General features: G+C 68.8%; 22 protein-coding genes. 10 read left to right on the top strand and 12 right to left on the bottom strand.

What is annotated here, in order from left to right:
- Positions 1–4 precede the first annotated feature (4 nt).
- From HQ308_RS08230 to HQ308_RS08205, 6 genes are all read right to left on the bottom strand, one after another.
- Positions 5–787: a TauD/TfdA family dioxygenase gene (locus HQ308_RS08230; protein WP_261775854.1), complete on the bottom strand. Its 783-nt coding sequence runs from the start codon at positions 785–787 to the stop codon at positions 5–7.
- Complete coding sequence (locus tag HQ308_RS08225) at positions 784–1,869, bottom strand: D-alanine--D-alanine ligase (protein ID WP_308115719.1); 1,086 nt, start codon at positions 1,867–1,869, stop codon at positions 784–786. The genes HQ308_RS08230 and HQ308_RS08225 overlap by 4 nt, the downstream gene beginning before the upstream one ends.
- Entirely contained in the window at positions 1,862–3,154 is a 1,293-nt protein-coding gene (locus HQ308_RS08220) for an ATP-grasp enzyme (RefSeq protein ID WP_056447245.1), read from the bottom strand. The genes HQ308_RS08225 and HQ308_RS08220 overlap by 8 nt, the downstream gene beginning before the upstream one ends.
- The gene (locus HQ308_RS08215) at positions 3,151–3,945 is read right to left on the bottom strand and encodes an O-methyltransferase (protein WP_222646113.1); all 795 of its coding nucleotides are present in this window, start codon (positions 3,943–3,945) and stop codon (positions 3,151–3,153) included. Before HQ308_RS08215 ends, HQ308_RS08220 begins: the two co-directional genes overlap by 4 nt.
- Positions 3,938–5,179 carry a sedoheptulose 7-phosphate cyclase gene (locus HQ308_RS08210; protein WP_027504001.1) on the bottom strand — a complete coding sequence of 414 codons (1,242 nt, stop codon included), beginning with the start codon at positions 5,177–5,179 and terminating at the stop codon, positions 3,938–3,940. Before HQ308_RS08210 ends, HQ308_RS08215 begins: the two co-directional genes overlap by 8 nt.
- Before the next feature lie 103 nt (positions 5,180–5,282).
- Entirely contained in the window at positions 5,283–5,954 is a 672-nt protein-coding gene (locus HQ308_RS08205; protein WP_027504000.1) for an HAD-IA family hydrolase, read from the bottom strand.
- A 239-nt stretch (positions 5,955–6,193) separates the two neighbouring features.
- Here HQ308_RS08205 and HQ308_RS08200 point away from each other — a divergent pair, with 239 nt between their 5' ends.
- Positions 6,194–6,805 carry a TetR/AcrR family transcriptional regulator gene (locus tag HQ308_RS08200; protein WP_222646112.1) on the top strand — a complete coding sequence of 204 codons (612 nt, stop codon included), beginning with the start codon at positions 6,194–6,196 and terminating at the stop codon, positions 6,803–6,805.
- A gap of 1 nt (position 6,806) precedes the next feature.
- Here HQ308_RS08200 and HQ308_RS08195 read toward each other — a convergent pair whose 3' ends face one another.
- From HQ308_RS08195 to HQ308_RS08175, 5 genes are all read right to left on the bottom strand, one after another.
- Positions 6,807–7,025: a hypothetical protein gene (locus tag HQ308_RS08195; protein WP_027503999.1), complete on the bottom strand. Its 219-nt coding sequence runs from the start codon at positions 7,023–7,025 to the stop codon at positions 6,807–6,809.
- Positions 7,026–7,131: 106 nt separating this feature from the next.
- Positions 7,132–7,770: a TetR/AcrR family transcriptional regulator gene (locus HQ308_RS08190; RefSeq protein ID WP_222646111.1), complete on the bottom strand. Its 639-nt coding sequence runs from the start codon at positions 7,768–7,770 to the stop codon at positions 7,132–7,134.
- Between the two features lie 8 nt (positions 7,771–7,778).
- Entirely contained in the window at positions 7,779–8,930 is a 1,152-nt protein-coding gene (locus HQ308_RS08185; RefSeq protein WP_222638245.1) for a diguanylate cyclase, read from the bottom strand.
- 81 nt (positions 8,931–9,011) lie between these two features.
- The gene (locus HQ308_RS08180) at positions 9,012–9,890 is read right to left on the bottom strand and encodes an SDR family NAD(P)-dependent oxidoreductase (RefSeq protein WP_261775851.1); all 879 of its coding nucleotides are present in this window, start codon (positions 9,888–9,890) and stop codon (positions 9,012–9,014) included.
- Complete coding sequence (locus tag HQ308_RS08175; protein ID WP_222646110.1) at positions 9,887–11,371, bottom strand: NAD(P)/FAD-dependent oxidoreductase; 1,485 nt, start codon at positions 11,369–11,371, stop codon at positions 9,887–9,889. Before HQ308_RS08175 ends, HQ308_RS08180 begins: the two co-directional genes overlap by 4 nt.
- Before the next feature lie 126 nt (positions 11,372–11,497).
- Here HQ308_RS08175 and HQ308_RS08170 point away from each other — a divergent pair, with 126 nt between their 5' ends.
- Positions 11,498–12,853 carry an NADH:flavin oxidoreductase/NADH oxidase family protein gene (locus HQ308_RS08170; protein ID WP_222646109.1) on the top strand — a complete coding sequence of 452 codons (1,356 nt, stop codon included), beginning with the start codon at positions 11,498–11,500 and terminating at the stop codon, positions 12,851–12,853.
- Between the two features lie 7 nt (positions 12,854–12,860).
- Here HQ308_RS08170 and car read toward each other — a convergent pair whose 3' ends face one another.
- The gene (gene car / locus HQ308_RS08165) at positions 12,861–16,412 is read right to left on the bottom strand and encodes a carboxylic acid reductase (protein WP_222646108.1); all 3,552 of its coding nucleotides are present in this window, start codon (positions 16,410–16,412) and stop codon (positions 12,861–12,863) included.
- Between the two features lie 200 nt (positions 16,413–16,612).
- On the opposite strand from car, the gene HQ308_RS08160 reads away from it, so the two are divergent.
- The 8 genes from HQ308_RS08160 to HQ308_RS08125 all read left to right on the top strand — a co-directional run bounded on the left by HQ308_RS08160 (position 16,613) and on the right by HQ308_RS08125 (position 25,858).
- Positions 16,613–17,989 carry an AarF/ABC1/UbiB kinase family protein gene (locus HQ308_RS08160; protein ID WP_222646107.1) on the top strand — a complete coding sequence of 459 codons (1,377 nt, stop codon included), beginning with the start codon at positions 16,613–16,615 and terminating at the stop codon, positions 17,987–17,989.
- A complete protein-coding gene (locus tag HQ308_RS08155; protein ID WP_037183905.1) occupies positions 17,968–18,537 on the top strand; it encodes a TetR/AcrR family transcriptional regulator in 570 nt (189 codons plus the stop codon). The genes HQ308_RS08160 and HQ308_RS08155 overlap by 22 nt, the downstream gene beginning before the upstream one ends.
- Before the next feature lie 152 nt (positions 18,538–18,689).
- The gene (locus HQ308_RS08150; RefSeq protein ID WP_222646106.1) at positions 18,690–20,417 is read left to right on the top strand and encodes a cholesterol oxidase substrate-binding domain-containing protein; all 1,728 of its coding nucleotides are present in this window, start codon (positions 18,690–18,692) and stop codon (positions 20,415–20,417) included.
- A 104-nt stretch (positions 20,418–20,521) separates the two neighbouring features.
- Positions 20,522–21,997 (top strand): MFS transporter, encoded by a 1,476-nt coding sequence (locus HQ308_RS08145; protein ID WP_051612940.1) that lies wholly within the window; start codon positions 20,522–20,524, stop codon positions 21,995–21,997.
- Entirely contained in the window at positions 21,994–22,647 is a 654-nt protein-coding gene (locus HQ308_RS08140) for a TetR/AcrR family transcriptional regulator (protein ID WP_222638239.1), read from the top strand. Before HQ308_RS08145 ends, HQ308_RS08140 begins: the two co-directional genes overlap by 4 nt.
- A gap of 68 nt (positions 22,648–22,715) precedes the next feature.
- Complete coding sequence (locus HQ308_RS08135; protein ID WP_222646105.1) at positions 22,716–23,348, top strand: TetR/AcrR family transcriptional regulator; 633 nt, start codon at positions 22,716–22,718, stop codon at positions 23,346–23,348.
- 109 nt (positions 23,349–23,457) lie between these two features.
- On the top strand, positions 23,458–24,366 hold the full coding sequence (locus HQ308_RS08130; protein WP_056447281.1) for a diiron oxygenase: 909 nt from the start codon (positions 23,458–23,460) through the stop codon (positions 24,364–24,366).
- A gap of 7 nt (positions 24,367–24,373) precedes the next feature.
- On the top strand, positions 24,374–25,858 hold the full coding sequence (locus tag HQ308_RS08125) for a 4Fe-4S binding protein (RefSeq protein WP_222646104.1): 1,485 nt from the start codon (positions 24,374–24,376) through the stop codon (positions 25,856–25,858).
- Positions 25,859–26,120 lie beyond the last annotated feature (262 nt).

Here is a 26,120-nt window from a genome sequence, read left to right as displayed (position 1 = left end):
GGCGTCAGGAGCGAGCGCGACCGTCGGTTGCCATCCCGCGGTGCATCACCCGGTCGCCCACCACTCCGCTGTGGTCGGCCCGGTGCATGACGCACCGGTTGTCCCACAAGACGACGTCGCCCGGCTGCCACGTGTGCCGGTGCACGTTGTCCTCCGCAGTGGAGTGGTCGTAGAGGAACCGGACGGTCTCGGCGGTCTCGTCGGGCGACATCCCGCTGATCGACGCGCATCGCGCGGGAGTCGACAGGTAGAGCGAGCGCCGTCCACTGATCGGATGGGTCGCCACGAGCGGATGCACTGCGGACGACTCGGCATCGTCGGCGAGATCGAGACCGGTCACGACGTGCGTGAGCGTGCGGTCGACGAGTTCGTCGCGAAGGTCGTCGGGCAGTGTGTCCCACGCGCGGTACTGGTTGCTGAAGACGGTCTGTCCTCCCTCCGACGGCACGGTGACCGCACGGAGCGAGGTGTACGCCGGTGGGTGTGCCACATAGCTCGTGTCCACGTGGAAGGTGGAGCGCGGCGTCGTCGTGCGACCGACATTGCTGATGACGTTGAGATCCGGGTGTCCGGGGACCGGTGTCTCGCCCTCGGTGAACACGAGGTCGCCGAACGCACGGAGGAACTCGGTGAAACGGTCGTCGTCGAGCGACTGCCCCCGGAAGACGACGACGCCGTGATCTGCTGCGAGGCGGCGTGTCTCGTCGATTCCCGCCGCGTCGAGGTCCTCCACCCGGACGTCCTCGACGAGTGCGCCGACGGGTTCGAGGGTGGTGTGTCGCATCATCGTGCTCCTTCGATCGAGAGTTCGCGCAGTCCTGCGGCGAACAGGTCCTCGAGAGGTATTCCCGCGGCCGCGGCCATCACCGCGACCACGCTGCCCCGCGCGTAGGAGCAGTACAGGCCTGCCTCGAGAAACCACGGTCGACCGTCGGGGTCCACCCGGAAGTCGAAGAGGCTGTAGTGCCGACACCCCAGCGCTCGGTGGCACTCGAGGGCCACCGCGTGGATCCGCTCGGTGATCGGATCGTCCTCGGGGACGATCCACGCCTTCGTGGCGTTCTTGGCCACCAGGTACAGCGCCCCGTCCTCGTCGCGGGACAACTTGTCCTCGCGTGTGCGGATCGGACGATCGTCCGCGTCCACGGCGTACTCCTCGAGCGGCAGGCACACCGGTTCACCGTCCACCACGACGATGCCGCAGCGCACCTCACGTCCCAACTCGACGTAGCGCTCCACCAGCACCCGGCGGGAGAACCGCGCAGCGTCCGCGAGCGCGTCGGTGTACTCGTCAGGAGTGCGCGCGAGCGACACCCCCACCGAGTTGTCGGAGTCCACCGGCTTGACGACCACTGGTAACGGGACGGGCGACCGCGTGCCTGACCGTGGTGCGTCCGGGGGCACGACGACGACGTGGCCCTCCGGCACCGGAACGCCCGCCGCAGCGACCACCGCTCGGGTCAGCGCCTTGTCCGCCGCGAGTGCCATCACGTCGGCGGTGTTGCCCAGCAGAGCGAGACCCACGACGTCGACCAGCGCCCGGTAGGACGTCATGCCGGGCAGGCAGAACATCTGCGGCACGACGACGTCGACACCCAGAGCCTCGATGTGACGCAGCGCGTCCGCGAGCGACAGAGGCGGAGCCCCCGCCACCGCGTCGTCGGTGAGATCGACCGGGAAGCGCCACGTGCGGTCGGGCGAGACCAGTGCGACGTGGAACTCGTACCGTGCGGGATCGGCGAGCGCGGACAGCGCGTCCGAGGCGTACACCCGCGACAGGTCCGAGTGGAACTCGTCCTCGGCGGACCCCGCGAGGTGCAGCACGGTCACCCGTGCGGTCGGGTGGACGAAAGCCGTGTCGTCAGTCACCGCCGGCCTCCACGAGTTTGCCGATGTTGAAGTCGATGCGGCTCCACGAGCGACCGGCGCGAAGGTTCGCCCAGATCAGCGACGGCATGTGGAGGTGGTGAAGCATGAAGTAGGGCAACGGATCCCACCGCGTGAACACCGCGTCCTTCCCGGTGGCGATGGTGCGTGCGCGGGCGAGGCGGCCAGGCTGGGTGAGCAGCCGCCAGATCTCGTGGTAGATCCAGTAGGTCGGCCGGGCGGACGGGAGCGGCGTGATGACGGGGTGCCCGTCGTCGAGGTACGCAGCCGCCACGTCCGGGTGATCGTGGAACATGGTGATGGCCGAATGCGTTCGCGGATTGCACTCGATGGCGTAGGCGTGGCCGTCCGCCGCCTCGATGAAGTCGAAGGACACCTGGCCCGTGAGCCCGAGCTCGCCGACGAAATGCTCCACCCACGAACGGATCTCGGGCTTGTCCACCATGGCGTAGTTGATCTGGAACGCCGACGACTCGCAGCACCCGTACACCTGCACGCGCCCGTTGCGGACAGTCGAGTGGGTGCAGTACTCCTGACCGGTGACGAACTCCTGCATGATCCACGGATCCTCGTCCGAGATGTCGAGCCCGGAGACGAACGCGGCATTCGCCGCGCGGTCCCGTCCCGTCAACGGCGTGAGGTCCATACGACCCACCGGGTTGTACGCGATGCGCTTGAGGATGTAGGTACGGCCGTCGGGGAAGTCGAAGTCCTCGACCTGCCGACGGTCGGTGACGAGGTGTGATTCCGGCACGCGCAGACCGAGCGACTCCGCGACCTTCGAGAACTGCACCTTGTCGTCGAGCATGCGCACGGTGGCCGAGTCGACGTGGACGACGTCGCACCGCCCGTCGAGCAGACGACCGACCTCAGCGTCCGGCACGCTGGACGCCGGACTCGACACCGGCACGAACACGTCCGCTCTCTCGCTCAGCACGATGTCGGCGATCGCGCGCGCATATCCGGGTTCCGACGCCTCGGGGACGGTGTGGAACACGTCCACCGCTCGGGAGAACCGATGCGCGGTGTACCGGTACTTGGCCGATTCGACCAGTACCACCCGGTGGCCGGCGCCGTGGAACGATCTCGCGAGTTGTAGCGCCTTGGTCATCTTGCCGCCGTTGATCACGACCGTCCTACGTTGTGCGGCAGGCGAACCGGGTGCCGTGCGCGGTCGGGCTAGCGCCGCCAGGACGGGCACGAGGTCGAGCGGGGCGGTGACGAGCGAGCCGACGAGGACCGCCACGGACCGGCCGACGCTCGTCACGACGCACTCGATCGACGGATGAGCGTCAGTCCGTCCCGCATCGGGACCAGGACCTGCTCGACGCGGGGGTCCGCCGCCACGGCGCGATTGAACTCCGCGATGGCGGAACCGTTGTCCGACATGGCCGTACCGAGGTACGGCTCGGCCTGCAGGAGTGTGTTGTCGACGGCGACCACGGCGTCCGGCGTCAGCAGCTCGGAGTCGAGAAGCGCCGTCAGGTATCCGAGGTACCCGGCCTTGTCGGCATCGATGAACACCAGGTCGAACCGGCGTCCCTCGTCGGCGAGACGGGTGAGGGACTCCGCCGCAGGACCGACGAGAATCTCGATCGCGTCGCCTGCCGACGACGCGTCGAAGCACTGTCGGGCGAACGCCGCGACGGGTTCGTCCAGTTCACAGGCGACGATGCTTCCGCCGGGTGGAAGTGCCTCGGCCATGGCGAGAGCGGAGTACCCCGTGAACATGCCGATCTCGAGGACCGACGTGGCGCGGGTCATCCGCACGAGGAAGTCGAGGAAACGGCCCTCGACGTGGCCGGACAGCATCTCCTGCTCGAGCGCGCTGCCGGACCATTCCGCGGATCGGGTGCGTGCGGCCAGATCCGCGAGAGCGGGTGATTCCGGGGTGGTGCACTCGTCCAGGTACGGGTCGAGGCCCGCGATCACGTCACGCGCACGCCGAGCGCGGCCGAGAACGGCTGCCGGGACCCCGAGGTCGTCGAGGTCCCGGCACAGCTCCGTCAGCTCGGCCGCGGCGATGGTGGTCGGTGTGACCGGCCGTGCATCACTCATCGTGGGACGAACCGACCGCGACCTCCGGTTGCGGCGCGGTGAACATGTCCACGCCGTCGCCGTCGCGGTCGTGCTCGAGGCAGATCTTCTTGTGCAGGGTGAGCGTGTCCGACAGCTCGTCGACGGTCACGTCGTTCAGGAATTCGCAGGACCCGATGGGCGCCGGCACCGCCGCGCGGAGAATCCCGTCTCGGGTCTTGAGGATGGACGACGTGGCCTCGGCGAGCAGGTCGGCCGTCAGGTACGAGCTGTCGAGCGCGAGCCCGATCCCGCTCATGACGCCGAGCACGCGGTCGCGGTCGTCGGCCGTGATGTGGCCGCGCTGCTCCGCGAGGGTGGTGGACAGCGCCATGTCGATGTTGATGGCGTGTCCGTGGAAGAACGGCGCGGGCGGGGTGAGCTCGAGCGTCGGACTCCAGGTGTGGCCGAAAGCGATCACGCGATCGAGGTCGATCTCGTGGAGGTTGGGCGCTTCCAGGTCCAGCATGGTCGCGATGGCCTTGTAGGTGAGGCGGTCGGCGATCTCGCGCAGTTCCGCGGTGCCGTCGAGGTGACCGAAACGCGTCGCGAGCAGCTCCGGGCCGTGCTTCTCGAGCATCTCGAAGATCTCGAGATTGCCCACGACGGAGATCTTGATGAGTTCCGCCATGCCGTTGCGGACCTGGTCCTCCGGCAGGGTGCCCAGGAAACTGAAGTCCAGCAACACCTTCTGCGAGGCGTGGTACGCGCCCAGACGGTTCTTGTGCTTGCCGTAGTTGACGGCGACCTTGATGCTGACGCTGGCGTCGATGAGACCGATCAGCGTCGTGGGGATGCGGATGTACGGCGTGTTCCGGCGGTAGCTGGCGCACGCGAAGCCGGCGACGTCCGTCGTGAGTCCGCCGCCGACGACCAGGACGGGCTCGGTGCGCACCAGGCCGAAGCGATCGAACTCGCCCACGATCCGCTCGAAGGTCTCGATCGACTTCGCCGTCTCGCGGATCTGCACCGGGACGATGGTCAGCGCGATGTCGTGATGGCGGAAATAGGTGTGGATCGCGTCGCCGTACAGCGCGAGGACGCTGTCGTCCACCACCATCAGGCAGCGGCCGTACGGCCGGTAGCTGTCCGCGAGCTCGGTGTTCGCGGTGTCGAAGACGCCGTCGACGTACACGAGGTCGTACTCGATCTTCTCGTATCCCTCGACGTGGAAGGTGCGATCGTCTGCGGTGACACGTGCCTGGAGGTTGCTCACTACTTCTCTCCCGAGGAAAACGGTTCGCGAGCATCGCGCTCGACGGGTGAACCGGGGTTGGCGTGGATGTGACTCGACAGGGTGTGGAGTCGACCGGTGAAGGTCACTGTCGAGCCGTCACCAGAGATTCGATGCGAGCGGGGTCGAGGGATTCGACTGTCTCCGATGCCGAGGAGAAGTCGCTGCCGGCCGTGTTCTCGTTCGGGAACGCGACGCAGGTGATGTCGGCTGCGGCTGCGGCGGCCACACCACCGGCGTTGTCCTCGATCGCGACGCAGGCGGAGGGCTGTTCGCCCAGCTTGTCGAGGGCGAAGGCGTAGGACGCGGGGTCGGGCTTGCCCTGCTCGACGTCGTCCGCGTCGACGAGGACGTCGAAGGAGTCGCGAGTGACCTCGGGGGACAGCGCCTCGAGCACGGCGTCGACGTTCTCCTTCGACGTGGTCGTGACGAAGCCGAGCTTGGCGCCCGACTTCTTCGCCGCGGCGATGGTGTCCACGACGCCGGGTCGCGGGCTCACACCGGCCGAGGAGAGGAGGGACCGGAAGATCTCCGACTTGGTCGCGTGCACCGCGGAGGCGTCGACCTCGACGCCCTCGGACGCCGCGAAGTCCTCGATCCGGTTCGCGCCGCCGTTGGAACCGAGCATGGACCGGTAGTCGTCGCGTGACCAGTTCCAGTCGAGCCCGTGCGAGGAGAACGCCTCGTTGAAGGCGCGTCGCTGGAGCTCGGACGTGTCGGCGAGAGTGCTGATGGAGCCGAAGAGGATGGCAGACATCGGTGTCCTTCCGTGGACCGGCCCGACGCTGTGCTGCGCCGAGGCCCGAGGCGACGGATGACCCGTCGCGAATGATGGTGGGGGAGTTCGCGGTCGAAATGCCGTGCACGAAGCTGGTCCAACAGTACAGTAATGAACATTTAGTTCAATAGGTCTGCACCCGAAATTCGCGTAACTTCAACCCTCGAACTTCGATGCCCGAATTTCGAAGCACAGCGACCGAGGAGGTGAGTGACGTGATGAGTGATACCCCGTCGGACGAGAACGGAATCGGAACAGAGCCCGACGCCGTGGCAGAGGACGCCCGCGTCGCTCGCACACGCGCGGACGTCTCGCGCGCCGCGCTCGAGGTGCTGACAGGCGAGGGGTGGGAGGCGGTGACCCACGCGCACGTCGCACGGGTGGCCGGTTACTCCAAGACCACGCTGTACACGCACTGGCCGTCCCGTTCCGACCTGCTCACCATGGCTCTCGAGGCGATCGGCGACATGCCGCATCACGACCTGGTCGGCGACGTCCGCACGGACCTGATCGGTGAGCTGCGGATGCTCCGCGACGCCATCGCCACGCAGCGCCTCGATCGCGTGCTCATGGCCATGGCGCAGTGGGGGGCCACCGTCGCCGAGATCGGCCGGGTGCGCCGCCGCATCGTCGACGACGGCGAGAAGCACACTCGGCAGATGCTCGGTGCGGTGATCCAGGGCCCGGAGCTCGAGGCGGCGGTGTCCATGCTGTCCGGCTCCGTGGTCTGCCCGACGCTGATGTACGGGACGCTGCCCGACGACGCCACCATCGAGGCCGCCGTCGACATCCTCCTTCGGGGCATCGAACTTCGGGGCAACGAACGCTGACTCAGCGGCTGCTGTGCACCAGGTCGGCCAGGGACTGCCGCGACTGCGCGGACTCGGCCAGTGCCGCCGTCAGTTCCTCCCATGCGCGCTGGACGCGGAGTTCGTCGTGGGCGAGGCGTGCGCGGGCGCGAGCCACGCGCCGGTGCTCGGCGTCGCGGGTGAAGGTCGCGTGTTCCTGCCGTCGGACGAGCAGGAACACGTCGGGATCGGTGGGATACATGCGTGCGTCCTCGTGTCGTGGTCGGTTCGATGTCGGCCTGCCTCCGGCCTTCCCGGTGGTCGGTTCGCACCACTGAAACACCCGAGAGGGGACCGCGTCGACCGAATTACTCGGGCTCTGCCGCACCGACCACCGCGGCGAGGAACCGGGCGGTCCCGTGAACGAGATCGGTTCTGTCCGCTCGGTACCCGTCCATGAGCCAGGTCATGGCGGTGTGGCTGATGCCGCCGACAGCGGCGGTGGCCAACCTGTCGAGGGAACTACCGACGGCAATGTCCGGCGTGTGGCGGCCGAGGAGCCCCACCATCAGCTCACCGAATCCGTGCATCGTGTCGAGATACGTGCGGTCCACCCGTGGGCTCACCCCGAGCACCTCGAGCCACACGATCCGTGCGAGCTCACGGTCCTCCACGGCGCGGAAGAAGCCGTCGAGGCCGTGACGTGAGAGCGTCAGCGGGTCCGTCCCGGCGGGCAGGTCGTCGACCGCCGCCGTGGTGGATCGCGTCAGTGTGGCGATGCACTCGCTGTACACCTCGACCAGGAGGTCCTCGAGAGTGGGGAACAGCTCGTAGAAGTAGCGATCGGCGACATGCGCGTCACGACAGATGCCGCGCACCGTCGACGCTCGGAAACCCACCGATCCGAAGGACGCGCGCCCCGCGTCGAGCAGTTGGCGCCGGCGACGAGCCGTGCGCTCCTCGGCGCTCTCCCCGCCGTAGGTACGTGCGGGCGATGGATCGGTCACGCCACCATTCAACCGGTCGACGCGAGACCGCGCGCCGTTCCCCCGTCCACGGCGACGCAGTGCCCACCCGATCGCTTCGCCCGGTACATCGCGGTGTCGCCCCGATCGACGAGCTCGGTGAGTGTGGCCGACAGGCGCCGGCGATCGTGCAGCAGGGCGGTCGTGCTCGCCATCGCGAGTCCGACACTGGCGGTGACCGCCGGCCCCGGGATCCTCTCCGCCACCGCGTCGCGGACGGCGCGGGCGGCCCGCAACGCCGCGAGCGCGTCGTCGTACAGATCGAAGACGAGGAATTCCTCGCCGCCGTGGCGTGTGACCACGGCGGTGGGTCCCGCTGCGCGCACCAGGCTGTGTCCGACGCGCACCAGCACCTCGTCGCCGACGTTGTGCCCGAGTTCGTCGTTGATCGCCTTGAACTTGTCGAGGTCGAGCACGATCACGGCAGCCACCGGGTGGGCAGCGGCGGCGCGGGTGGTCGTGGAACGCATGTCGTCGGCGAGGAGCATCAGTCGGGACTCGAGCCCCCGGCGGTTGCTGAGGCCTGTGAGCGGATCGGTCAACGACTTGTCCGCGTCGACGCGGATGAGATGGACACCCAGCTCGATCACGAGGGGGACCACCACGCCGACGACGGTCAGCATGATCGCCTTCGCGACGGCGATGGTGAGGTCGTACTCGGGATCGAGCGCGACCTTCACGGCGAGGACCGTGATGGAGAACGCGCACCACAGGACGTGCACGAGTAACACTCGTGGCCCCAGCAGGAAGGTCGCGTAGGTCCCGAGGAGCACCAGGAGTCCGGCGCCGCTCAGACCCGCGAGCGAACTCGAGTCGAGGAAGCAGACCACGGCGATGGCGATGTCGGCGTAGGCGAAGAAGACGACGGACTCGCGGAAGGACGGCCAGTGCGCGACGTTCCAGCGCACGGCCCAGCCGATTCCGCCCACGATGGTCACGACGACGACCGCGCGGTCGACGAGACCCTGCGCCCCGGACGGCGATCCGAGCGACAGGATCGCGATGGCCGTGACGACGAGGGTGAGGCAGGAGATCAGACCGCGCATCCATCGCGCGAGACCGCGCGACTCCACGAACAGCCGCAACTGCTGCGTGTCACGCTGGGCGGTCCAGCATTCCCGGAGCAGCGCGGCGAGCGTCATGCGTCGGAACGATACCCGTGACAACGGACACTGGTGGTGCTGATGACCAGTGTGGGGGTCACAAACGGGGAAATAGCCGAATCAGGGCTCTCGACGTTCGAGCCGCGCGACGAGCGTCCGGATCGTCCGGTCCTTCTCCAGCACGAGATCGGACAGCGGGTTCGCTGTCCCGCGCATCGCCGAATAGGCCCGCCACCGTCCCGGAAGCTGGATCCGTGCTGCTCGTCGCTCGATACCGTCCACCGCTCCCGCCGCGAGAGCCTCGGGGGAGATGGGCGTGAGAAGGGGTGCGGGGAAGGCTCGCGCCACCAGAGCGGTCGCGATGTCGTCGGCGCCGAAAGCCACGTCAGCGATGGGGGTCGCGACCCACCCCGGGTACAGAATCCCCGCGGTCGCGCCCGTGTGAGCGAGCTCTGCACGCAGGGCGCGACCGATCTGCTCCACCGCGGCCTTGGTCGCGGCGTACGGAGCGTTCGCCAGGCCGTTGAGATAGGCGTAGGTCGACGATGTGATCAGCACGTGGCCGCGGGCGGCGACGATGTCCGGCAGTGTCGCCCGGATCGTGTTCCACACGCCGTTCAGGTTGACCGAGACGACACGCTCGAAGACACCGTCGGGAACGGTAGCCACGGTGTACGCGGTGTCGCCGCTCGAGATGCCCGCGTTGGCGTGCACCACGTCGATCCCGCCGAACCGGTCGTGGACGGTGGCGACGGCCGCACGGAGTTCGTCGGGAGACGTCACGTCCACGCGGAGGGCGATCGCCCGGTCGCCCAGGGCACGAGCGACGTCGTCGACGGACGGAGCGACGTCGAGCAGCGCGACCGCGGCGCCGCGGGAGACGAGTTCGCGTGCGACGGCGGATCCGATGCCGCCGCCGGCCCCCGTCACGACGGCCACGCGCCCGTCGAGGCGGAGCCGCGGGGATCTCCGGAACATGCCCGTGGTGCCGGAGGTCATGACGCTGCCACTGCCTCGGTGTCGGTCGACGCGGGCCGCAGGACGTGGTCGTCGTCCCGGAACGAGCCGGCCAGTCTGCGGTAGGTGAAGCTGAAGCCGGGGAACATGGCGATCACGCGTCCGGACGCGGACTTGTACCAGCTCGTGCAGCCACCGTTCTGCCACACTGTGCGTGTCATCTCGTCGTGGATCATCGCGGTGTAGCGCTCCTCGGCGGCGCGGGTGACCTCCACCGTGCGCGACGACGTCCGCCGAGCGTGCTCGATGGCCGACATGATGTACCGCATCTGGGCCTCGATGACGAAGATGGCGCTCGTGTGGCCGATCCCGGTGTTCGGTCCGGTGACGATGAACAGGTTCGGGAAGTCGGGGACGGTCGTGCCCAGATAGGCCCTCGGGTAGTCGGACCACACGTCGCGGAGCGCGGTGTCGTTCCGGCCGATGACCGGGTAGGAGATGACGCCGTCGGTGGCGTCGTATCCGGTGGACCACACGATCACGTCGAGGGGGATCTCGCGCCCCGTCGCGGTGGTGATGCCGGTGGGGGTGACTTCGGCGATGCCGTCGTCACGGTCGTGGAGCGTCGTGTTCGCGGAGCTGATGGCGGGATACAGCGTGTTGGACAGGATGATCCGCTTGCACCCGATCGTGTAGTCCGGTGTCAGCCTGGCCCGGAGATCGGGGTCCGCCACCTGGTCGCGGAGCAGATTCCGTGCGTGACGCTCGGCGAACAGCCAGAGGCCGACCTTCGAGTACTTGAAGCCGATGATCCGGGCCTCGAGCTTCCAGTAGATGGCCGCGCGCAGTGCTCGACGCGCGAAGCCCACCCGCAGGGCACGGCGTTCCCAGGGTCGAAACTTCCGATCGGGTCGGGGCATCACCCAGTGCGGGGACCGCTGGAAGACGTGGAGCTCACCCACCTCGGGCTGAACGGCCGGGATGATCTGCGCCGCGCTCGCGCCACTGCCGACGATGGCGACACGCGCGCCGGCGAGGGGGACGTCGTGGTCCCACGCGTTGGTGTGGAACTGGGCGCCCGCGAAACTCTCGCGACCCGGGAAGGGCGGAACGACAGGCGTGCTGAGCGGCCCGGTCGCGTTGACCACGAACTGCGCACGATAGTCACCCGCTGTGGTCGTGACGTGCCAGGAGTCGTCGACCCACTCGATGCGCTGCACCTCGGCGCCGAGCACGGTGAGATCGTCGAGACCGTGCTTGTCCAAGACGTGGCGGGTGTAGTCCTCGAGCTCGCTCTGCACCGCGAACATCTGCGACCAGTCGTACGGCTCGGACGCGATCGAGTAGAGCGGGCTCTGCACGTCGACGGCCGCTCCGGGGTAGGAGTTCTGCCGCCAGGTTCCGCCGGCGAACTCGCGTCGTTCCAGGACGACGATGTCGTCGATGCCGCGACGCAGCAGTTCGATGGCGGCGCACTGCCCACCGAACCCGCTGCCGATGATGACGACCGTGACGCTGCGCATCGCGCTCCCGAGTGGTGGGGCGCCCGTTCACGGACACCGCGGCAAGTGATGACAGCTATCATCACACCACATCTGGTGTACTCCGGGGAACGGATCCACCCACCCATTCACCCGACGAGGGGTTCCATGCCTGACGTGTCGCTGTCCGCACCGCTGACGTTGCCCAACGGGCAGGTCCTGCCGAACCGGATCATGAAGTCCGCGCTCAGCGAAGCGCTGGGTACCCGTGACAACGCCCCGGACGAGAGACTGTCGCGTCTCTACCGCCGCTGGGGCGATGGTGGCTACGGGCTCCTCGTCACCGGGAACGTCATGGTCGACCACCGGCATCTGGGCGAGCCCGGCAACGTCGCGGTCGCGGACGGACGCGACCTGGACGCCCTCTCCCGCTGGGCGAAGACGGCGCAGGACGGTGGCAGTCCGATCTGGATGCAGATCAACCACCCCGGCCGTCAGGGCAACCCGGTGACGACGGTCGGCGGCACCCTGGCGCCGTCCGCGGTGGGCCTGGACATCCCCGGGATCCCGGCGCCCCGCGCGGCCAGCGGCGCGGAGATCGAGGACATCCTGTCGCGGTTCGCGACGACGGCCGCGGTGGCCGAGGAGGCGGGGTTCGACGGAGTGCAGATCCACGCCGCCCACGGTTATCTCGTCAGCCAGTTCCTCTCGCCCCTGACGAACCTACGGACCGACGAGTGGGGCGGCGACATCGAGGGCCGTGCGCGTTTCCTGCTCGAGGTGGTGCGACGAGTACGGGCCGCCGTCTCCCCGGGCTTCGCCGTCGGCATCAAACTCAACTCGGCCGACTTCCAGCGCGGCGGTTTCAGCGAGGACGAGTCCCGTGAGGTGGTCTCGATGATCGGTGATCTGCCGGTCGATCTCATCGAGATCAGCGGCGGCAGCTACGAGTCGCCCGCGATGATGGGCACCGCGGTGTCGGCCAGTACGGCGTCGCGCGAGGCGTACTTCCTCGACTACGCCGTCACGGTGCGCGACCTCGCTCCCCACATCCCGCTCGCCGTGACCGGTGGGTTCCGCACGCGCGACGGAATGTCGGACGCGGTGCGGTCCGGTGCGTGTCAGATGGTGGGACTCGGCCGCCCGACCGCCGTCCTGCCCGGAGCGGCACGGGACGTTCTCGACGGCACCGTCAGCGTACTGCCCAGCCCGTCCATCTCCGTTCCGGTGCCGGCCCGCTTCGCGACCCACCGCTCGGTCCGGTCGCTGGGGGGACTGCTCGATCTGCAGTGGCACACCGATCAGTTGCATCTGATGGGAGCCGGCAAGGATCCGGATCCGGCTCGGCCCGTGGCGAAGACGATGCTGTCGTCGTTGCAGCGCAACGGGATCGACGCTTTCACCGCGGCGCGGCGAGGATCCGGTGGCGGTGCGAGCTCCCCCGTGGGGACAGTGTTCGCGCTCGCACGCCATCGGATCCTCGATCCCGCCGTCCGGCTCGTTCGGTCACGCACCGGACGCTGATCGGCTGTCAGAGCGTCGGGATCAACCCCAGCGCCTCGAGATCACGCACGTACTTCGCGACGAGATCGCGCGACAGGTGCGGGATGTCGTCGATGTCCGCCAGTGCCGACCCCGGTGTCGACGTGTCGCGGACCGCGGCACGGAACACCTCGGCCGGCAGGGGTGACCCGGCGGTCGGCAGGTCCGGCCGCGCGTAGGCGTGCCGCAGCGGCAGCACCGAGGCGGACCGCTGCGCCGACGGCAGGGACTCGAGCGCGTCGGAGAACTCGGCGAACCACGTGTCGTAGTCAGCGATACGCCGAATCGTTCTGCCGGACTGGATGATCCAGTCGACGACGGTGTCGAGAGAGATGCCGTCGTCGTGCGGATTGAGCACGTCGAAAGTCCGGTGTCCCGACGTCGCGCTGCCACCGAGCTCGGTGATCGCCGCTGCGGTGAAATCGGCGGGGAGTCCGTCGTAGTGTGCGCGCGGCCGCCCTGCATCGTCGACGGGTGCGCCCGTGTCCTGCCGGTAGAACGTCTCCGGGGCGATTCCGGTGGCGATCAGCGACAGCACCGTGCGGGTGAAGATGTCCGGGACGTTGAGCTGACCGGTCCACCGGGGGTGTGCCAGGATCATGTCCGAACGGAAGACGGTCACGGGGAGTCCGAAGGCGTCGGAGGCGTTGCGCAGCACCACTTCACCCGCCCACTTGGAGGTGCCGTATCCGTTGGCGTACGACTCGTCGAGGGCGCGGACCGGACTGATCTCGCGGATGTCGCCGTCCTCGGAGAAGGCCTCGACGCCCGCCGCGACGGCCACGGTGGACAGGTAGGTCACCGGCTTGAGGTGATGCGTCAGGGCGAGCCGGGCGATCTCGGCGGTGCCGATCACATTGGGGCCGAACAACTGCTCGTACGGCAGCGCGTGATTGACGAGCGCCGCGGGATGCACGATGCGGTCGACCCGCTCGGCCAGCGACGCGTACTCCTCGTCGCTCACGCCCAGGTTCGCCTCGCCCACGTCGCCGACGACGACCTCGAGCGCGGTGTCGGCCAGCGTCGTCCACCGCGACCACAGGGCCGGGTCGCCGGTGTCGAACGCGGTGTCGAGACGGGCACGAGCGTCCGCCGCGGTGCGTCCGCGCACGAGGCACACGACGGTGCCGCCGACCGCGGCCTGGCGTTCGAGCCACTCCAGGCACAGGAAGCGCCCGAGGTATCCGTTGGCGCCCGTGAGCAACACGGTCCGGGTGTCGGTGCGCACCGGTCCCACGTCAGCCGCGGACGAGAGGAACTCGTCGCCGAGGACGGCGCTCAGCGTCAGCTGATCGGCACGGGCCTGCGTCGCGTGCGCTCCGTGCACCGAGGCGAAGGTCGCGGCTCCCGTGGCATCCGCGTCGCCGCGTCGCCGCTCGATGTGGGTCGCGATCGCCGCGAGGTCGGACGACGGCGCGATGACGACCGTGACGGGGACGTCCACCTCGAAGATGTCCTGCAGCAGGGTGGCGAACGTCAACGCGGACAACGAGTCACCGCCGAGGTCGGTGAAGTGCGCATCGGGTGAGACCTCCGTGCCGGCGCATCCCAGCAACGCCGCGGCGGCCTCGCCGACGGTCTCCAGGACGGGTGCGTCGGCGCCGCGGCGGCGTAGTTCGCTCATCTTCGCCGTCTGGCCCTCGTCGATCTCGCGGTACCTGTCCTCGAGCGCCTCGCCGTAGCGCGCCGTCAGAGCGGGACGCAGCTGCTTGTTCGCTCCCGAGAGCAGACCGTTCTCCTGCGTGAAGGGCTCCGCGGCCAGGACGATGTCGCGCGGGACCTCGTAGGACTCGAGCTGCTCCTCGCGCGCGAGCGCCTGCAGGGAGTCGAGCACGGTGGCGGTGTCGGCTCCGTCGGCGGGCACGACCACGGCGAGGAGGTAGGACCGCTCGCCGCTGCCGTGCAGATGGATCTGGTCGACGGCGTCGGCGGACGCGTAGATCGACTCCAGGCGCGAGAGGGCGACGAACTCGCCCTGCGCCAGTTTCAGCACGTTCTTGCGGCGATCGACGTACACGAGATGGTCCGGCTCCGTCTCCGCGACCACGTCGCCGGTGCGGTAGAAGCCGTCCGCACTGAACATCTCGGCCGTCACGTCCGGCCGCTTGTAGTAGCCGGGCACGAGGGAATCGGTCTTGAGGAGAAGCTCACCGCGCGGGTAGGGGCGGTCGGTCACCGCGTACCCGAGCTCCGGAACGTCGTCGAGGCGGTACTCGAGCACCGGCGGCCGCTGGACGACGCCGTCGAACAACACCATGCCGGCCTCGGTGGAGCCGTAATTGTTCTGCACCGTCGTGTCCAGGAGTTCGGAGACGAAGTCGATGACCTCGGGGGAGGTCGGCGCGGTACCCACCACTGCGGAGAGGATGCGGCCACCGAGAGTGGTGGATCGCATGTCCTCGAGGACCTCGGCGCGGACGGCGTCCACGCTCTCGCCGGTGCGGTGCGCTCGGGTCTCGATGCGTCCGAGGGCTGTCTGACGCAGTAGATCGCACACGCGGGGAACCAGCATGGCCACGGTCGGCCGGGCGAGTGCGTAGTCGTCGAGAAGCGTGGACAGATCGCTCGAACTCGCGAAGTACACGATGCCGCCGGCTGCCAGGGTCGTGAACACCACCGCGCGCCCGGCGAGATGGCTCATGGGCAGGTAGTCCAGCGTGATCGCACCGGGTCGCCCGGCCTCGTCGGACTCCGCGCTCTGGTCGTACCAGTGGGACGTCGACCACAGGCGCGAGACGATGCGCTGGGTGTGGATGGCGCCCTTCGGGGTCCCGGTACTGCCGGAGGTGTAGATCAACGTGGCGATCCGGTCGGGATCGACGGCCTCGGGGCCGGCGAGCCCGGGGAGAGTGCGACCGCGTGCGATCGCCTCCCGCAGCGTCTCGATCGCGAGCACCGTGCCCGGTGCGGATCGTCGAGCCTCGGCGAGGCGGTCCTCGTCGTCGTCCACACGGTCGTCGTGGTCGAGGACGACGATGCGGCGGATGCTCGGGCACGCGGCGGCCACAGCCGTGGCGGTGGACAACTGTTCGTTGTCGACGACGAGTGCGACAGGCTCGACCTCGGCGGCGATGTCGGCGAGGCGTTCGGGAGCGGCGCCGGACTGGAGGGGAACGGCAACGGCACCGGTCCGGACCGTCGCCAGTTCGGCGACGACGTAGTCGGCACCGGCGAATCCCAGGGTCGCGACGAAGGTGTCCGGAGTGGCGACGTCGCCGAGTGCGGTCGCGAGATCGAGGGCATCGGACCACAGCGATTCATAGGTGATGGTGTCCATGCGCTGCTGGAGCCGACGCACCCGGCGACCGTCGTCCGCGGGCTCGACGTCGTACGCCCGGCGACCCAGCGCGGGCCGGTCTGCGTAGCGGTCCATGACCAACTCGACCATGGCGTGCAGATCGGGCGTCAGGTCCGCCACCTGTGCCGACACCGCGGGATCGGCGGCCGCGGCGCGCACCTCGGCGTCGGTGTCGAACAGGTGTGCCGCGCGGGCGGCGACAGCGTCGGTCCGTGTGTCTCCTGATGTGATGGTGCTGGTCATGCTGTGTTTCCCCCTCTGATCGACGTCGCGCGGTCCCCGTCGCGCGGTATATCGTTACTCGAAGTAAGAGTAAGCCCTCGCGGACCTCCGGAAACGTGATGTGCGACATAGCGTGCCCGAGATGTCCGGTGCGCCAGAAACTTCCGGGTCCGCGGTGCCGCGATCGATCGAGCGCAGGCACGGTGCGGGATACTGGGGAAGTGCCGGAGAAGATGCCGACGTCCAGGGTGGCCCGGGGCGCCGAGGTGGGTCGCCTCGTCGCGGGTCGCACGGCGCGTAACGCCACCATGCGAGTACGCATGGCGGGTCGCACCGAGGAACTGCGTGCCGCCCTCACGGCGAAGGAGGCGGTCCGCTCGGCCGAACGGCTGGTGACCGTCCTGGGCGGTCTCCGCGGAGCGGCGATGAAGCTGGGCCAGATGCTGTCGATGCTGGACCTGTCGTTCGTCCCCGACGAGCACCGCGACGAGTTCCACCGCAAGCTCGCCGAGTTGCAGAGCCGCGCACCCACCGTCTCGTTCGACGACGTGCGCACCGTGATCGAGGCGGATCTGGGCGAGTCGATCGAGTCGCTCTACGCCGAGTTCGACGAGAGCCCGTTCGCCGCCGCGTCGATCGGTCAGGTGCATCGTGCCCGCTTGCACGACGGCCGGGAGGTGGCCGTCAAGGTGAAGTACCCCGGTATCGACGACGCGGTGCGGGCCGACCTGAAGAATCTGTCGTTCTACGTCAAGCTGTTGCCGGCGTCGATCCCGATGCTGTCTTCCCGTGCCGTCGTCGACGAGTTGCGCCGAAACCTCGAGGCGGAACTCGACTACCCGGCGGAGGAGCGGACGCAGCGCCGCGTCGCGGCGCTGTATCGGGAGCACCCGCACTTCTTCATCCCGGACACCGTGCCGGAGCGGTGCGGCGCGGCGGTCCTGACGACCGAGTTCGTCGACGCGGTGCCGTTCGACGAGATCCGTGCGATGTCGGCGGAGGTGCGAGACCGGGTGGGTGAGACGGCGTTCCGCTTCTACATCGGGTCTCTGCACACGCTCGGCGAGTTCTGCGGTGACCCTCATCCGGGCAATGTCCTGCTGGCTCGGGACGGGCGCGTCACCTTCGTCGACTTCGGTCTGTACCTGCGGATGAGTCCGGCGGACGTCCGTTTCGAGAGAGAGTGCCTGCGAGCGGCGATCGAGGGGCGCGGAGACGATCTGCTCATCGCCATGTCCGCGCGGGGGATTCTCGACCCCGGCGCCGCCGTGACGGCGAGCGATTGTCTCGACTACGTCTGCGCAGCAGCGGAACTCAGTCTGAACGACGGGTCGGTCACCGTGACGCCAGAGATGGCGGGGGCGTGTTTCGTCCTCGCCGTCGACCCGCGATCGGGCAGTTTCGGCACCATGACCAAGCAGTGGTTGCCGCCCGAGCACGTCTTCTCCCGTCGCGCGGACTTCCTGACGTTCGGCATCCTCGGGCAACTTCGTGCCACCGCGAACTGGGGGCGGATCGCGCGCGAGTGGTTGTACGACGAACCGCCGAGCACCGCCATGGGTGTGGACATCGCCGCATGGCAGCCCCCGCCCGCGTGAGGGAACGCATCCTCGCGGCGGCGGTGCGACGCCTCGAGCTCGGTGGTTTCGACGGCGTGACCATCAGTTCCGTGGCCGACGAGGCCGGTGTCTCCCGCCCGACGGTGTACGCGCACTTCGGTACCCGCGACGCCCTGGTGTCGGACGCGTTGCAGGACGTGAGTTCGCGTGTCATCGGGTCCGTCGTGTCCGCGGTCGGCGAGCGGGAGTCGGTGTCCGAGTTCGTCGTCGAGGCCATGGTCGCCGCGCGTGCGGCGTTCCGGTCGTCGCCGGCGTTGGCGCCGCTGGTGCATCCCGGCCGTGGAACGGTGATCTACGACGGATCCGCCTTCGGGATCGACGCGCTGAGCCTGACCCGGTCCTTCCTCACGCCTCTGGTGGGAGCGCCCGCCGAGGCCGGCGGCGACCTCGACGAAGTCGCCGACCTCTGCATCCGCATGTTCCTGTCCGTGGTGCAGTTCGACAGCGAGGCGACCCGCTCCGACGACGCGCTCCGGGGCTATCTGCGCCGCCGCCTCGTGCCGGTCCTCGACCTGCCCGGTGCGTGACCCACCCGGCCGAGACCCTCCTGGACTTGACAATCTTTACGGGTGTGTCAAAGGTGTAAACCCTCCGGGGGGACAAGCAGATCCGGACTGCCCAGCAGCGCGCTCACGAGGCGTGGGGCTCACATCATCCGCATCTCGCGCATCGGGGACTCATGCCATCGTTCGACCGTCGATCCTTCCTGTCCGCATCCGCCGCCTCGGCCGTGGCCGCCACGCTCGCGGGGGTGTGCCGGCCCGTGCCGGCGGGAGCCGTTCCGGCGGGTGTCGGGGAAGGCGTCGCCGCGCCACCCGACTTCCCACCGGGAATCCCGCTGTTCCGGCAGCGGTACCAGAACTGGTCGAAGGAGATCGTGGTCGACGCGGTGTGGACGTGTTCGCCGCGATCCGCCGACGACGTGGTGACGCTCGCGGACTGGGCTCACGCCTCCGGTCACCGGCTGCGGCCGCGCGGCGCGATGCACGGGTGGACCCCATTCACCATCGAGAACGGCGAGAACCTGGACCGGGTCGTGCTCGTGGACACCATGACCGGGCTGACCGGTGTCACGGTGGACACCGCGTCGTCCACCGTCACCGCCGGTGCCGGCGCGACTCTGTCCGACGTCCTCCAGGCGCTGGAGGACCACGGTCTCGGATGGTCGAGTGTGCCCGCGCCGGGGGTTCTGTCCATCGCGGGCGCTCTGGCTGTCGGGGCGCACGGCGCCGTGGTACGCGCAGTAAGAGAACAGGTTCCGATCGGTTCGTCGTCGGGATCCTTGAGCAATCTGGTGACCTCGATGACGGTGGTCGCGTGGAACGGGACCGGGTACGCACTGCGGACCGTCGCCCGGTCGGAGGCCGACGCGCCGGATCTCGCGGTCCATCTCGGCCGAGCGTTCGTCACCGAGGTGACGATGCAGGCGCATCCGGCGACTCCTCTGCGATGCGAGAGCATCACCGACATCGGCTGGGCGGAGTTGTTCGGAGCGCCGGGGGCACCGGGGCGTACGTACGTCGATTTCCTGGACCGGTCCGGCCGCGCGGAGGCGATCTGGTACCCGTTCACCGACACTCCGTGGCTCAAGGTGTGGACGCCGACTCCCGTCCGACCGCCGTCCTCCCGCGAGGTCGACGGACCGTACAACTACTCGTTCTCCGACACCCTCCCGGAAGCGGTGTCCGACGCGATCGGTGCTGTCGTGTCCGGGCGGACGGAACTGACGCCCGCGTTGGGTCAGGTGTTCCTCGCGACGACGGTGGCGGGGCTCGCGGCCACGGGGTCGTCGGACATCTGGGGAGCGCCGAAGAACACGCAGTTCTACATCCGTCCGAGCACACTGCTCCTGACGGAGGGCGGCGGTGCGGTGATCACGGCTCGCGCGAACGTGGCTGCGGTCCTGCACGACTTCACCCGCTGGTTCCGAGAGCGCACCGAGCACTACGCGTCCCTGGGGCAGTTCCCGATCAACGGCCCAGTCGAGATCCGGTGCTGTGGTCTCGACCAGGGCTCGGACGTCCTCGTCGACTCGGCCGGCCCGCCGACGATCTCGGCCATGCGTCCGGTACCCGATCGTCCCGAGTGGGACACGGCGGTGTGGCTCAACGTGCTGGGCATTCCGGGAACGCCCGGGATGTTCGCGTTCTATCGCGAGATGGAGCAGTGGATGCGAGAACGTTTCGACGGTGCCGATGCGGTGTTCCGGCCGGAGTGGTCCAAGGGGTGGGCGTTCGACGAGGACCGCCCCTACCGAGACGTGCAGGCGCTCACGGCCACCATCCCCGACTCGTTCCGCGACGGGTACTCGGGCGAGCGGGACTGGGACTCCGTCGTCGGCACCGTCGACCAACTGGACCCGCACCGCGTGTTCGGCAATGCCTTCCTCGACCGATTCGTCCGGTGACGTGGTGATGCGGGCCACAGGAGCGGCGAGAACGTTGACGTGGGTAAGGATCGGTGCCTAATTTAAAACAGCTGTTTCAAACTAGCTGAGAAGAGACTCGACCCATGTCCTCACCCATCGCTGCCACGGCCGAGACGGAGGAGACCGGAACCGGACGCATCGTCGCGGTACTGGCCTTCGCCGGCATCACGGTCGCCCTGATGCAGACACTGATCATCCCGCTGGTTCCCCAGCTCCCCGCTCTGGTGAACGCCTCGGCCGCGAACACCGCGTGGGCCATCACGGCCACCCTGCTGGCGGGTGCGGTCGCCGTTCCCGTGACCGGCCGACTCGGCGACATGGTGGGCAAGCGGCGCATGCTGCTGGTCAGCCTGGCGCTGCTCGTCGCCGGATCGGTGGTCGGTGCCCTTGCGAACAGCCTCGTGCCCCTCGTCGTGGGGCGGGCACTGCAGGGTCTCGCCGCCGGTGTGATTCCCCTCGGCATCAGCGTGATGCGGGACGTGTTGCCTCGCCACAAGCTTCCCGGTTCGATCGCGCTGATGAGTGCGTCGCTCGGAGTGGGCGGCGCCCTGGGTCTTCCGGCCGCGGCGATCATCGCCGAGTACGCGGACTGGCATTTCCTGTTCTGGACGGCGGCTGCGCTCGGCGCACTGGTGGCGGTCGCCGTGGTCGTCGTCGTTCCCGAGTCGACGGTGCGCACCGGCGGCACGTTCGACATCGGTGGAGCGCTCACGCTGTCGGTCGCCCTGGTGACCCTGCTGCTCGGGATCTCGAAGGGTTCCGACTGGGGGTGGAGCAGCGCGTCGATCCTCGGCCTGCTGCTGGTGTCCGTCCTCGCGTTCGCGGCGTGGATCGTGTGGGAACTGCGCACTCCCCAGCCACTGGTGGACCTGCGGGTCTCGCTGCGGCGGCAGGTGCTGTTCACCAACGCCGCGTCGATCATGCTCGGTTTCGCGATGTTCGCACTCAGTCTCGTTCTGCCGCAGATCCTTCAGTTGCCCGCCGCGACCGGTGTCGGCCTGGGACAGTCGATCCTCGTCGCGGGCCTGGTGATGGCGCCGTCCGGACTGATCATGATGGCCGTCGCGCCGGTGTCCTCGCGCATCACCACCACGCGCGGACCGAAGATCACGCTCATGGCCGGCGCGGCGACGGTTGCCGTCGGCTACCTGCTGGGCATCGTGATGATGGGCGCGGTGTGGCAGCTGATCGTGGTCTCGCTCGTCATCGGTGCGGGCATCGGACTGGCGTACGGAGCGATGCCCGCCCTGATCATGTCGGCGGTGCCCGCCTCCGAGACAGCGGCGGCCAACAGCTTCAACACGCTGATGCGGTCCCTCGGAACGTCGTTCGCCAGTGCGGTCGCGGGGGTCGTTCTCGCGTCGATGACCGTGTCGTTCGGATCCACCGCGGTGCCGTCCGAGGCCGCCTTCCGGATCACCATGGCCATCGCCGCCGGCGCGGCGATCCTCTCGGTCGTACTCGCCTCCTTCCTTCCGCGTCACCAGGACGGCGAGGGCGAGGCGTCGGAGGTCGTCGGAGGTGCCGTCACCGACCGGGCCACCGAGACGGTGGAATGAGCCAGGCCCGGTCGACGCGAGCCCCGTCCGCGCGCTCCGAGGCGACGCGCGAGGCGATTCTGGGTGCCGCCGAGCGGCTGTACGCGGAGAACGGTGTCGTGTCGGTGTCGAACCGTCAGGTCGGCGACGCGGCGGGGCAGAGCAACAGCGCCGTGGTCGGTTACCACTTCGGCAGCAAGGAGGATCTCGTCCGCGCGATCGTCGTCCGCCGGACGGGCGACGTCGAACGGATCCGCTCCGGCCACGTCGCGGCGATCGGAGAGGGTGCCGACCTGCGAGCGTGGGTGTCGGCACTGGTCCTGCCGTCGACGCAGTACTTCGCCGAGCTCGGCGCCCCCACCTGGTACGCGCGCTTCGCCTCCCAGGTCATGACGGACCCGGTGCTGCGGCCGATCCTGGTGGACGAGGCACTGTCCTCGGCGACGCTGAGAGAGACGGTGGCCGGCGTCATCTCGTGTCTGCCCCCGATTCCTGCCGACGTCCGCTCGGCCAGAGGGGCCATGGCGCGCACTCTGCTGACGCACGTGATGGCCGAACGAGAGGCGGAGTTCGCCGCGTCGGGCGCCGATCCGACGGCGTACTGGACCGCGTGCGGCATCGACCTCGTCGACGCCATCGTGGGGATCTGGTCCGCTCCTGTCTCCCGCTGACGTCGCGACGCGTCGTCAGCGGGCTCGCCGCGCCGACGACCGGGCACCCGTCGACCTAGACTTTCCGGATGCAGACTGCCGGGAACAGGCTCGAGCGACGGAAGGCGCGCACGCGCCAGGCTCTCGTGGACGCCGCGCGCGAGATGATCGCCGACGGGCGTTCCTCCACCGCGAGCATCGCCGACATCACGGCCGCCGCCGACGTCGGGTTCGGGAGCTTCTACAACCACTTCGAGGACAAGCCCGCACTCTTCGCCGCCGCCGTGGAGCAGGTTCTCGAGCAGATGGGGGAGACGCTCGACGGAGTCTCGCCGCGCTCGGACGATCCGGTGCAGATCTTCTGCGACGCCGTCAGGCGGACCGGTCGTGCCGCCGTCTCGCATCGTCAGGCCGCGGAGATCGTCGACCGGTCGGGGTTCGCGTTGCTCGACGCGCCCGGTGGTCTCGGGCCGCGGGCCCGCCGGGATCTCGCGGCGGCGGTGGACGCCGGACGACTCGAGATCGAGGACCTGTCTCTCGCGACGGCGATGACGGCGGGTGTGCTGTTCGCCCTGGTACACCGATGGCTGGAGGACCCGGGCTCCGTCGACGATCGCCGGATCGACGACGCAGCGGAGCGGCTGCTGGTGATGCTCGGAACGGACCCCGACACCGCTCGGGTAGTGGCGCACACGGACCTGGAGATGCCGCAGATCTCCTGACGATTCGGGACCGTCCCGACCCGGCGACGTCTTCCCGTGACGGCGAGTACCTGATAACCTCTGTCACAGTTAGTCACGGAGATGTACCCGCCCACGGAAGGACGACGCCATGACCAGCACACTCGACCCGGAACTCACCGTCTCGGACGCCGAGGACGTGTCTGCTCGGCTGCTCGATTCCGTCGCAGCGCTCTCGTACGACCCCATGCAGGAGGTCGACTGGGAGGCTCCCCTCGACCCGGAGCAGTTCGGCCTCAATCCTGAGTGGAGCACCCTCTACGGCACTGATCTGTGGAAGGAGATGACGCCCGAACAGCGCGTCACCCTCACCCGCCACGAGGTCTGCTCGATCATGAGCACCGGCATCTGGTTCGAGATGATCCTGCAGCAGATGGTCCTGCGTGATCAGTACTGCAGCGACTCGTCGTCCTCGGACTTCCAGTTCGCGCTCACCGAGATCGCCGACGAGTGCCGCCACTCCCTGATGTTCGCCAAGGCGTGCCGCACCATGGGCATCAAGGCGTATGTCCCGCGCCGGCTCAGCATCGAGCTCGGTCGTGGCTTCAAGACCCTCGCCGTGTCCGAGGCCGCCTACGGCGGCATCCTCGTCGCCGAGGAGGTGCTCGACGTCATGCAGCGCGACTGGATGCGCGGCGAGAACGTGCTCCCGTTGGTACGCACCACCAGCAAGATCCACGTCGTCGAGGAGTCGCGGCACATGACGTTCGCGCGTCAGCAGATGCGCGAGAACATGGCGGGAATCTCCACCGCCCGCCGTAAGTCCGCGGCCCTGCTCATCGCCATCGCCGCCCGAGTCATCGTGTCCAACATGGTGAACAAGGACGTCTACGCCGCGGCCGGTCTCGACCGGGACCGCGCCGTGCGCGAGGCGAAGAACAACACGCACCACCACGTCATGATGCGCACGAGCAGCCAGCACCTGATGGCGTTCCTCAGCGACTGTGGACTGCTGACCAAGCCCGCTGCGGCCGTCTACCGCACCATCCACATGGTCTGACGCTCCCATGGCCTTCGCGATCACCCAGAACTGTTGCAACGACGCATCGTGTCTGTCGGTCTGTCCGGTCAACTGCATCCACCCGACGCCGGACGAGCCGGACTTCGGCAAGACCGACCTGCTGTACATCGATCCGCGGTCCTGCATCGACTGCGGCGCCTGCGCGGACGCGTGCCCGGTGGACGCGATCACGCGGGTGTCGCGGCTGTCGCCGTCGCAGGCGATCTACGCGGAATTGAACGCCGACTACTACCGGGACCGGCCGGTCGATCATGCATGGGGCGCACCGACGTTCCCGCCGGCGGACATCGGCTCCGTGTCGCTGAAACGGGTCGCCGTGGTGGGAACCGGGCCGGCCGCCTGCTACACCGCGACGGCGCTCCTGCGGCAGACCGATGCCGCGGTGACCTTCTTCGACAAGCTGCCCGTGCCGGGTGGTCTCGCGAGATACGGTGTGGCACCGGATCATACGAGTACCCGGCGCATCGGTGAACACTTTCGGTCGCTGTTCGTGCACTCGCGCGTGACGATGCGCCTCGGCGTCGAGGTCGGGGTCGACGTCACGGTGGAGGAACTCTCGCGGACCTTCGACGCGGTGGTCTACGCGGTGGGTGCCGATCAGGACAGGCAGCTTCCCCTCGAGTCCGAGGTCGTCCCGATGAGTGCCCGCACCCTCGTCGGCTGGTACACCGGTCACCCCGACGTCCCCGCCGACGCCGTGGATCTGCGCGGCGTGACGCGCGTCGTCGTGATCGGCAACGGGAACGTGGCGCTCGACGCGGCGCGGATTCTGACAGCTCCCGTCGAGGACCTCGTGGGCACGGACATCTCGGCCCACGCGCTCGCGGCGCTACGGGACAGTGCGGTGCGGGAGGTCACCGTGCTCGGTCGACGCGGTCCCGAGGTCGCCGCCTTCACCCGGTCCGAGTGCCAGGCGCTCGTCGATCGCACATCGGTGCCCGTTCTGGTCGCGGGCGACGACGATCTCTCCTCGGTCCTGGCGGCGCTGCCGCTGTCCGCGTCCGCTGCACCGCTCGCCACCGCACCGCGCGCCGACGAGGCCGAGACGGGTGACGGTGCGACGCGCATCGTCTTCTCGTTCGGGCGCGCACCGGTGGCGGTACGCCCGGGAGCGCTCGACGTCCGCGGATCCGGCACGTCCGACGCGGGGATCGCGAGCTCGATTCCCGCCGATCTGGTGCTGCAGGCGACCGGGTATCGCGGGTCCGCCCTGCCCGGACTTCCCTTCGACGCGGACCGCGGAACCGTGCGCAACGTCGAGGGGCGCGTCGTGGACTCCGAGGACCGACCGGTGGCCGGGGCCTACGTCGTGGGATGGGCCAAGCGTGGCGCCACGGGGGGTATCGGCGACAACAAGCTCGATGCCGAGCGCACCGTCGAGCTGATGCTCGCGGACTCCCTGTCCGCAGCCACGTCGTCGCGTCGCGAGACGGCCGGCAGACGACCATTGTTCGGCCGCGCCGGCCGATAGGCGAGCCGTTCCCGCGCTCCACTCCCGGGTCTCCAGCAGCCCCGGACCGTACCTCTCGGGAGGTGTGGTCCGGGGCTGACTGCGTTCCGAGGTGTCGGTGTGGCGCTGTGAGAGCGCCCGAGTGGTCGTGGTGGAGCGCGAATTCGCCACGAATCGCCGACCCGCCGTTCGTGGCTTTTCACGAAATTCAGTCTGCTTCGTCGGTGCAGTTCTACGAGGAGTCACCAAAGCGACCCGGAATACGAACGGGTAACTCGGATAT

The organism is Rhodococcus sp. BP-241 (genome assembly GCF_019836145.1).
GTDB lineage: Bacteria > Actinomycetota > Actinomycetes > Mycobacteriales > Mycobacteriaceae > Rhodococcoides.
This window is presented reverse-complemented; position numbering and strand designations above follow the sequence as displayed.

Excerpts from the sequence above, each read along its gene's own strand:
- HQ308_RS08205 (WP_027504000.1), bottom strand. The coding sequence starts at position 5,954 with ATGTCTGCCATCCTCTTCGGCTCCATCAGCACTCTCGCCGACACGTCC.
- HQ308_RS08175 (WP_222646110.1), bottom strand. The coding sequence starts at position 11,371 with ATGCGCAGCGTCACGGTCGTCATCATCGGCAGCGGGTTCGGTGGGCAG.
- HQ308_RS08170 (WP_222646109.1), top strand. The coding sequence starts at position 11,498 with ATGCCTGACGTGTCGCTGTCCGCACCGCTGACGTTGCCCAACGGGCAG.
- HQ308_RS08180 (WP_261775851.1), bottom strand. The coding sequence starts at position 9,890 with ATGACCTCCGGCACCACGGGCATGTTCCGGAGATCCCCGCGGCTCCGC.
- HQ308_RS08145 (WP_051612940.1), top strand. The coding sequence starts at position 20,522 with ATGTCCTCACCCATCGCTGCCACGGCCGAGACGGAGGAGACCGGAACC.
- HQ308_RS08215 (WP_222646113.1), bottom strand. The coding sequence starts at position 3,945 with ATGAGTGATGCACGGCCGGTCACACCGACCACCATCGCCGCGGCCGAG.
- HQ308_RS08125 (WP_222646104.1), top strand. The coding sequence starts at position 24,374 with ATGGCCTTCGCGATCACCCAGAACTGTTGCAACGACGCATCGTGTCTG.
- HQ308_RS08200 (WP_222646112.1), top strand. The coding sequence starts at position 6,194 with ATGAGTGATACCCCGTCGGACGAGAACGGAATCGGAACAGAGCCCGAC.
- HQ308_RS08155 (WP_037183905.1), top strand. The coding sequence starts at position 17,968 with ATGGCAGCCCCCGCCCGCGTGAGGGAACGCATCCTCGCGGCGGCGGTG.
- HQ308_RS08140 (WP_222638239.1), top strand. The coding sequence starts at position 21,994 with ATGAGCCAGGCCCGGTCGACGCGAGCCCCGTCCGCGCGCTCCGAGGCG.
- HQ308_RS08135 (WP_222646105.1), top strand. The coding sequence starts at position 22,716 with ATGCAGACTGCCGGGAACAGGCTCGAGCGACGGAAGGCGCGCACGCGC.
- HQ308_RS08130 (WP_056447281.1), top strand. The coding sequence starts at position 23,458 with ATGACCAGCACACTCGACCCGGAACTCACCGTCTCGGACGCCGAGGAC.
- HQ308_RS08195 (WP_027503999.1), bottom strand. The coding sequence starts at position 7,025 with ATGTATCCCACCGATCCCGACGTGTTCCTGCTCGTCCGACGGCAGGAA.
- HQ308_RS08185 (WP_222638245.1), bottom strand. The coding sequence starts at position 8,930 with ATGACGCTCGCCGCGCTGCTCCGGGAATGCTGGACCGCCCAGCGTGAC.
- HQ308_RS08230 (WP_261775854.1), bottom strand. The coding sequence starts at position 787 with ATGATGCGACACACCACCCTCGAACCCGTCGGCGCACTCGTCGAGGAC.
- car (WP_222646108.1), bottom strand. The coding sequence starts at position 16,412 with ATGACCAGCACCATCACATCAGGAGACACACGGACCGACGCTGTCGCC.
- HQ308_RS08150 (WP_222646106.1), top strand. The coding sequence starts at position 18,690 with ATGCCATCGTTCGACCGTCGATCCTTCCTGTCCGCATCCGCCGCCTCG.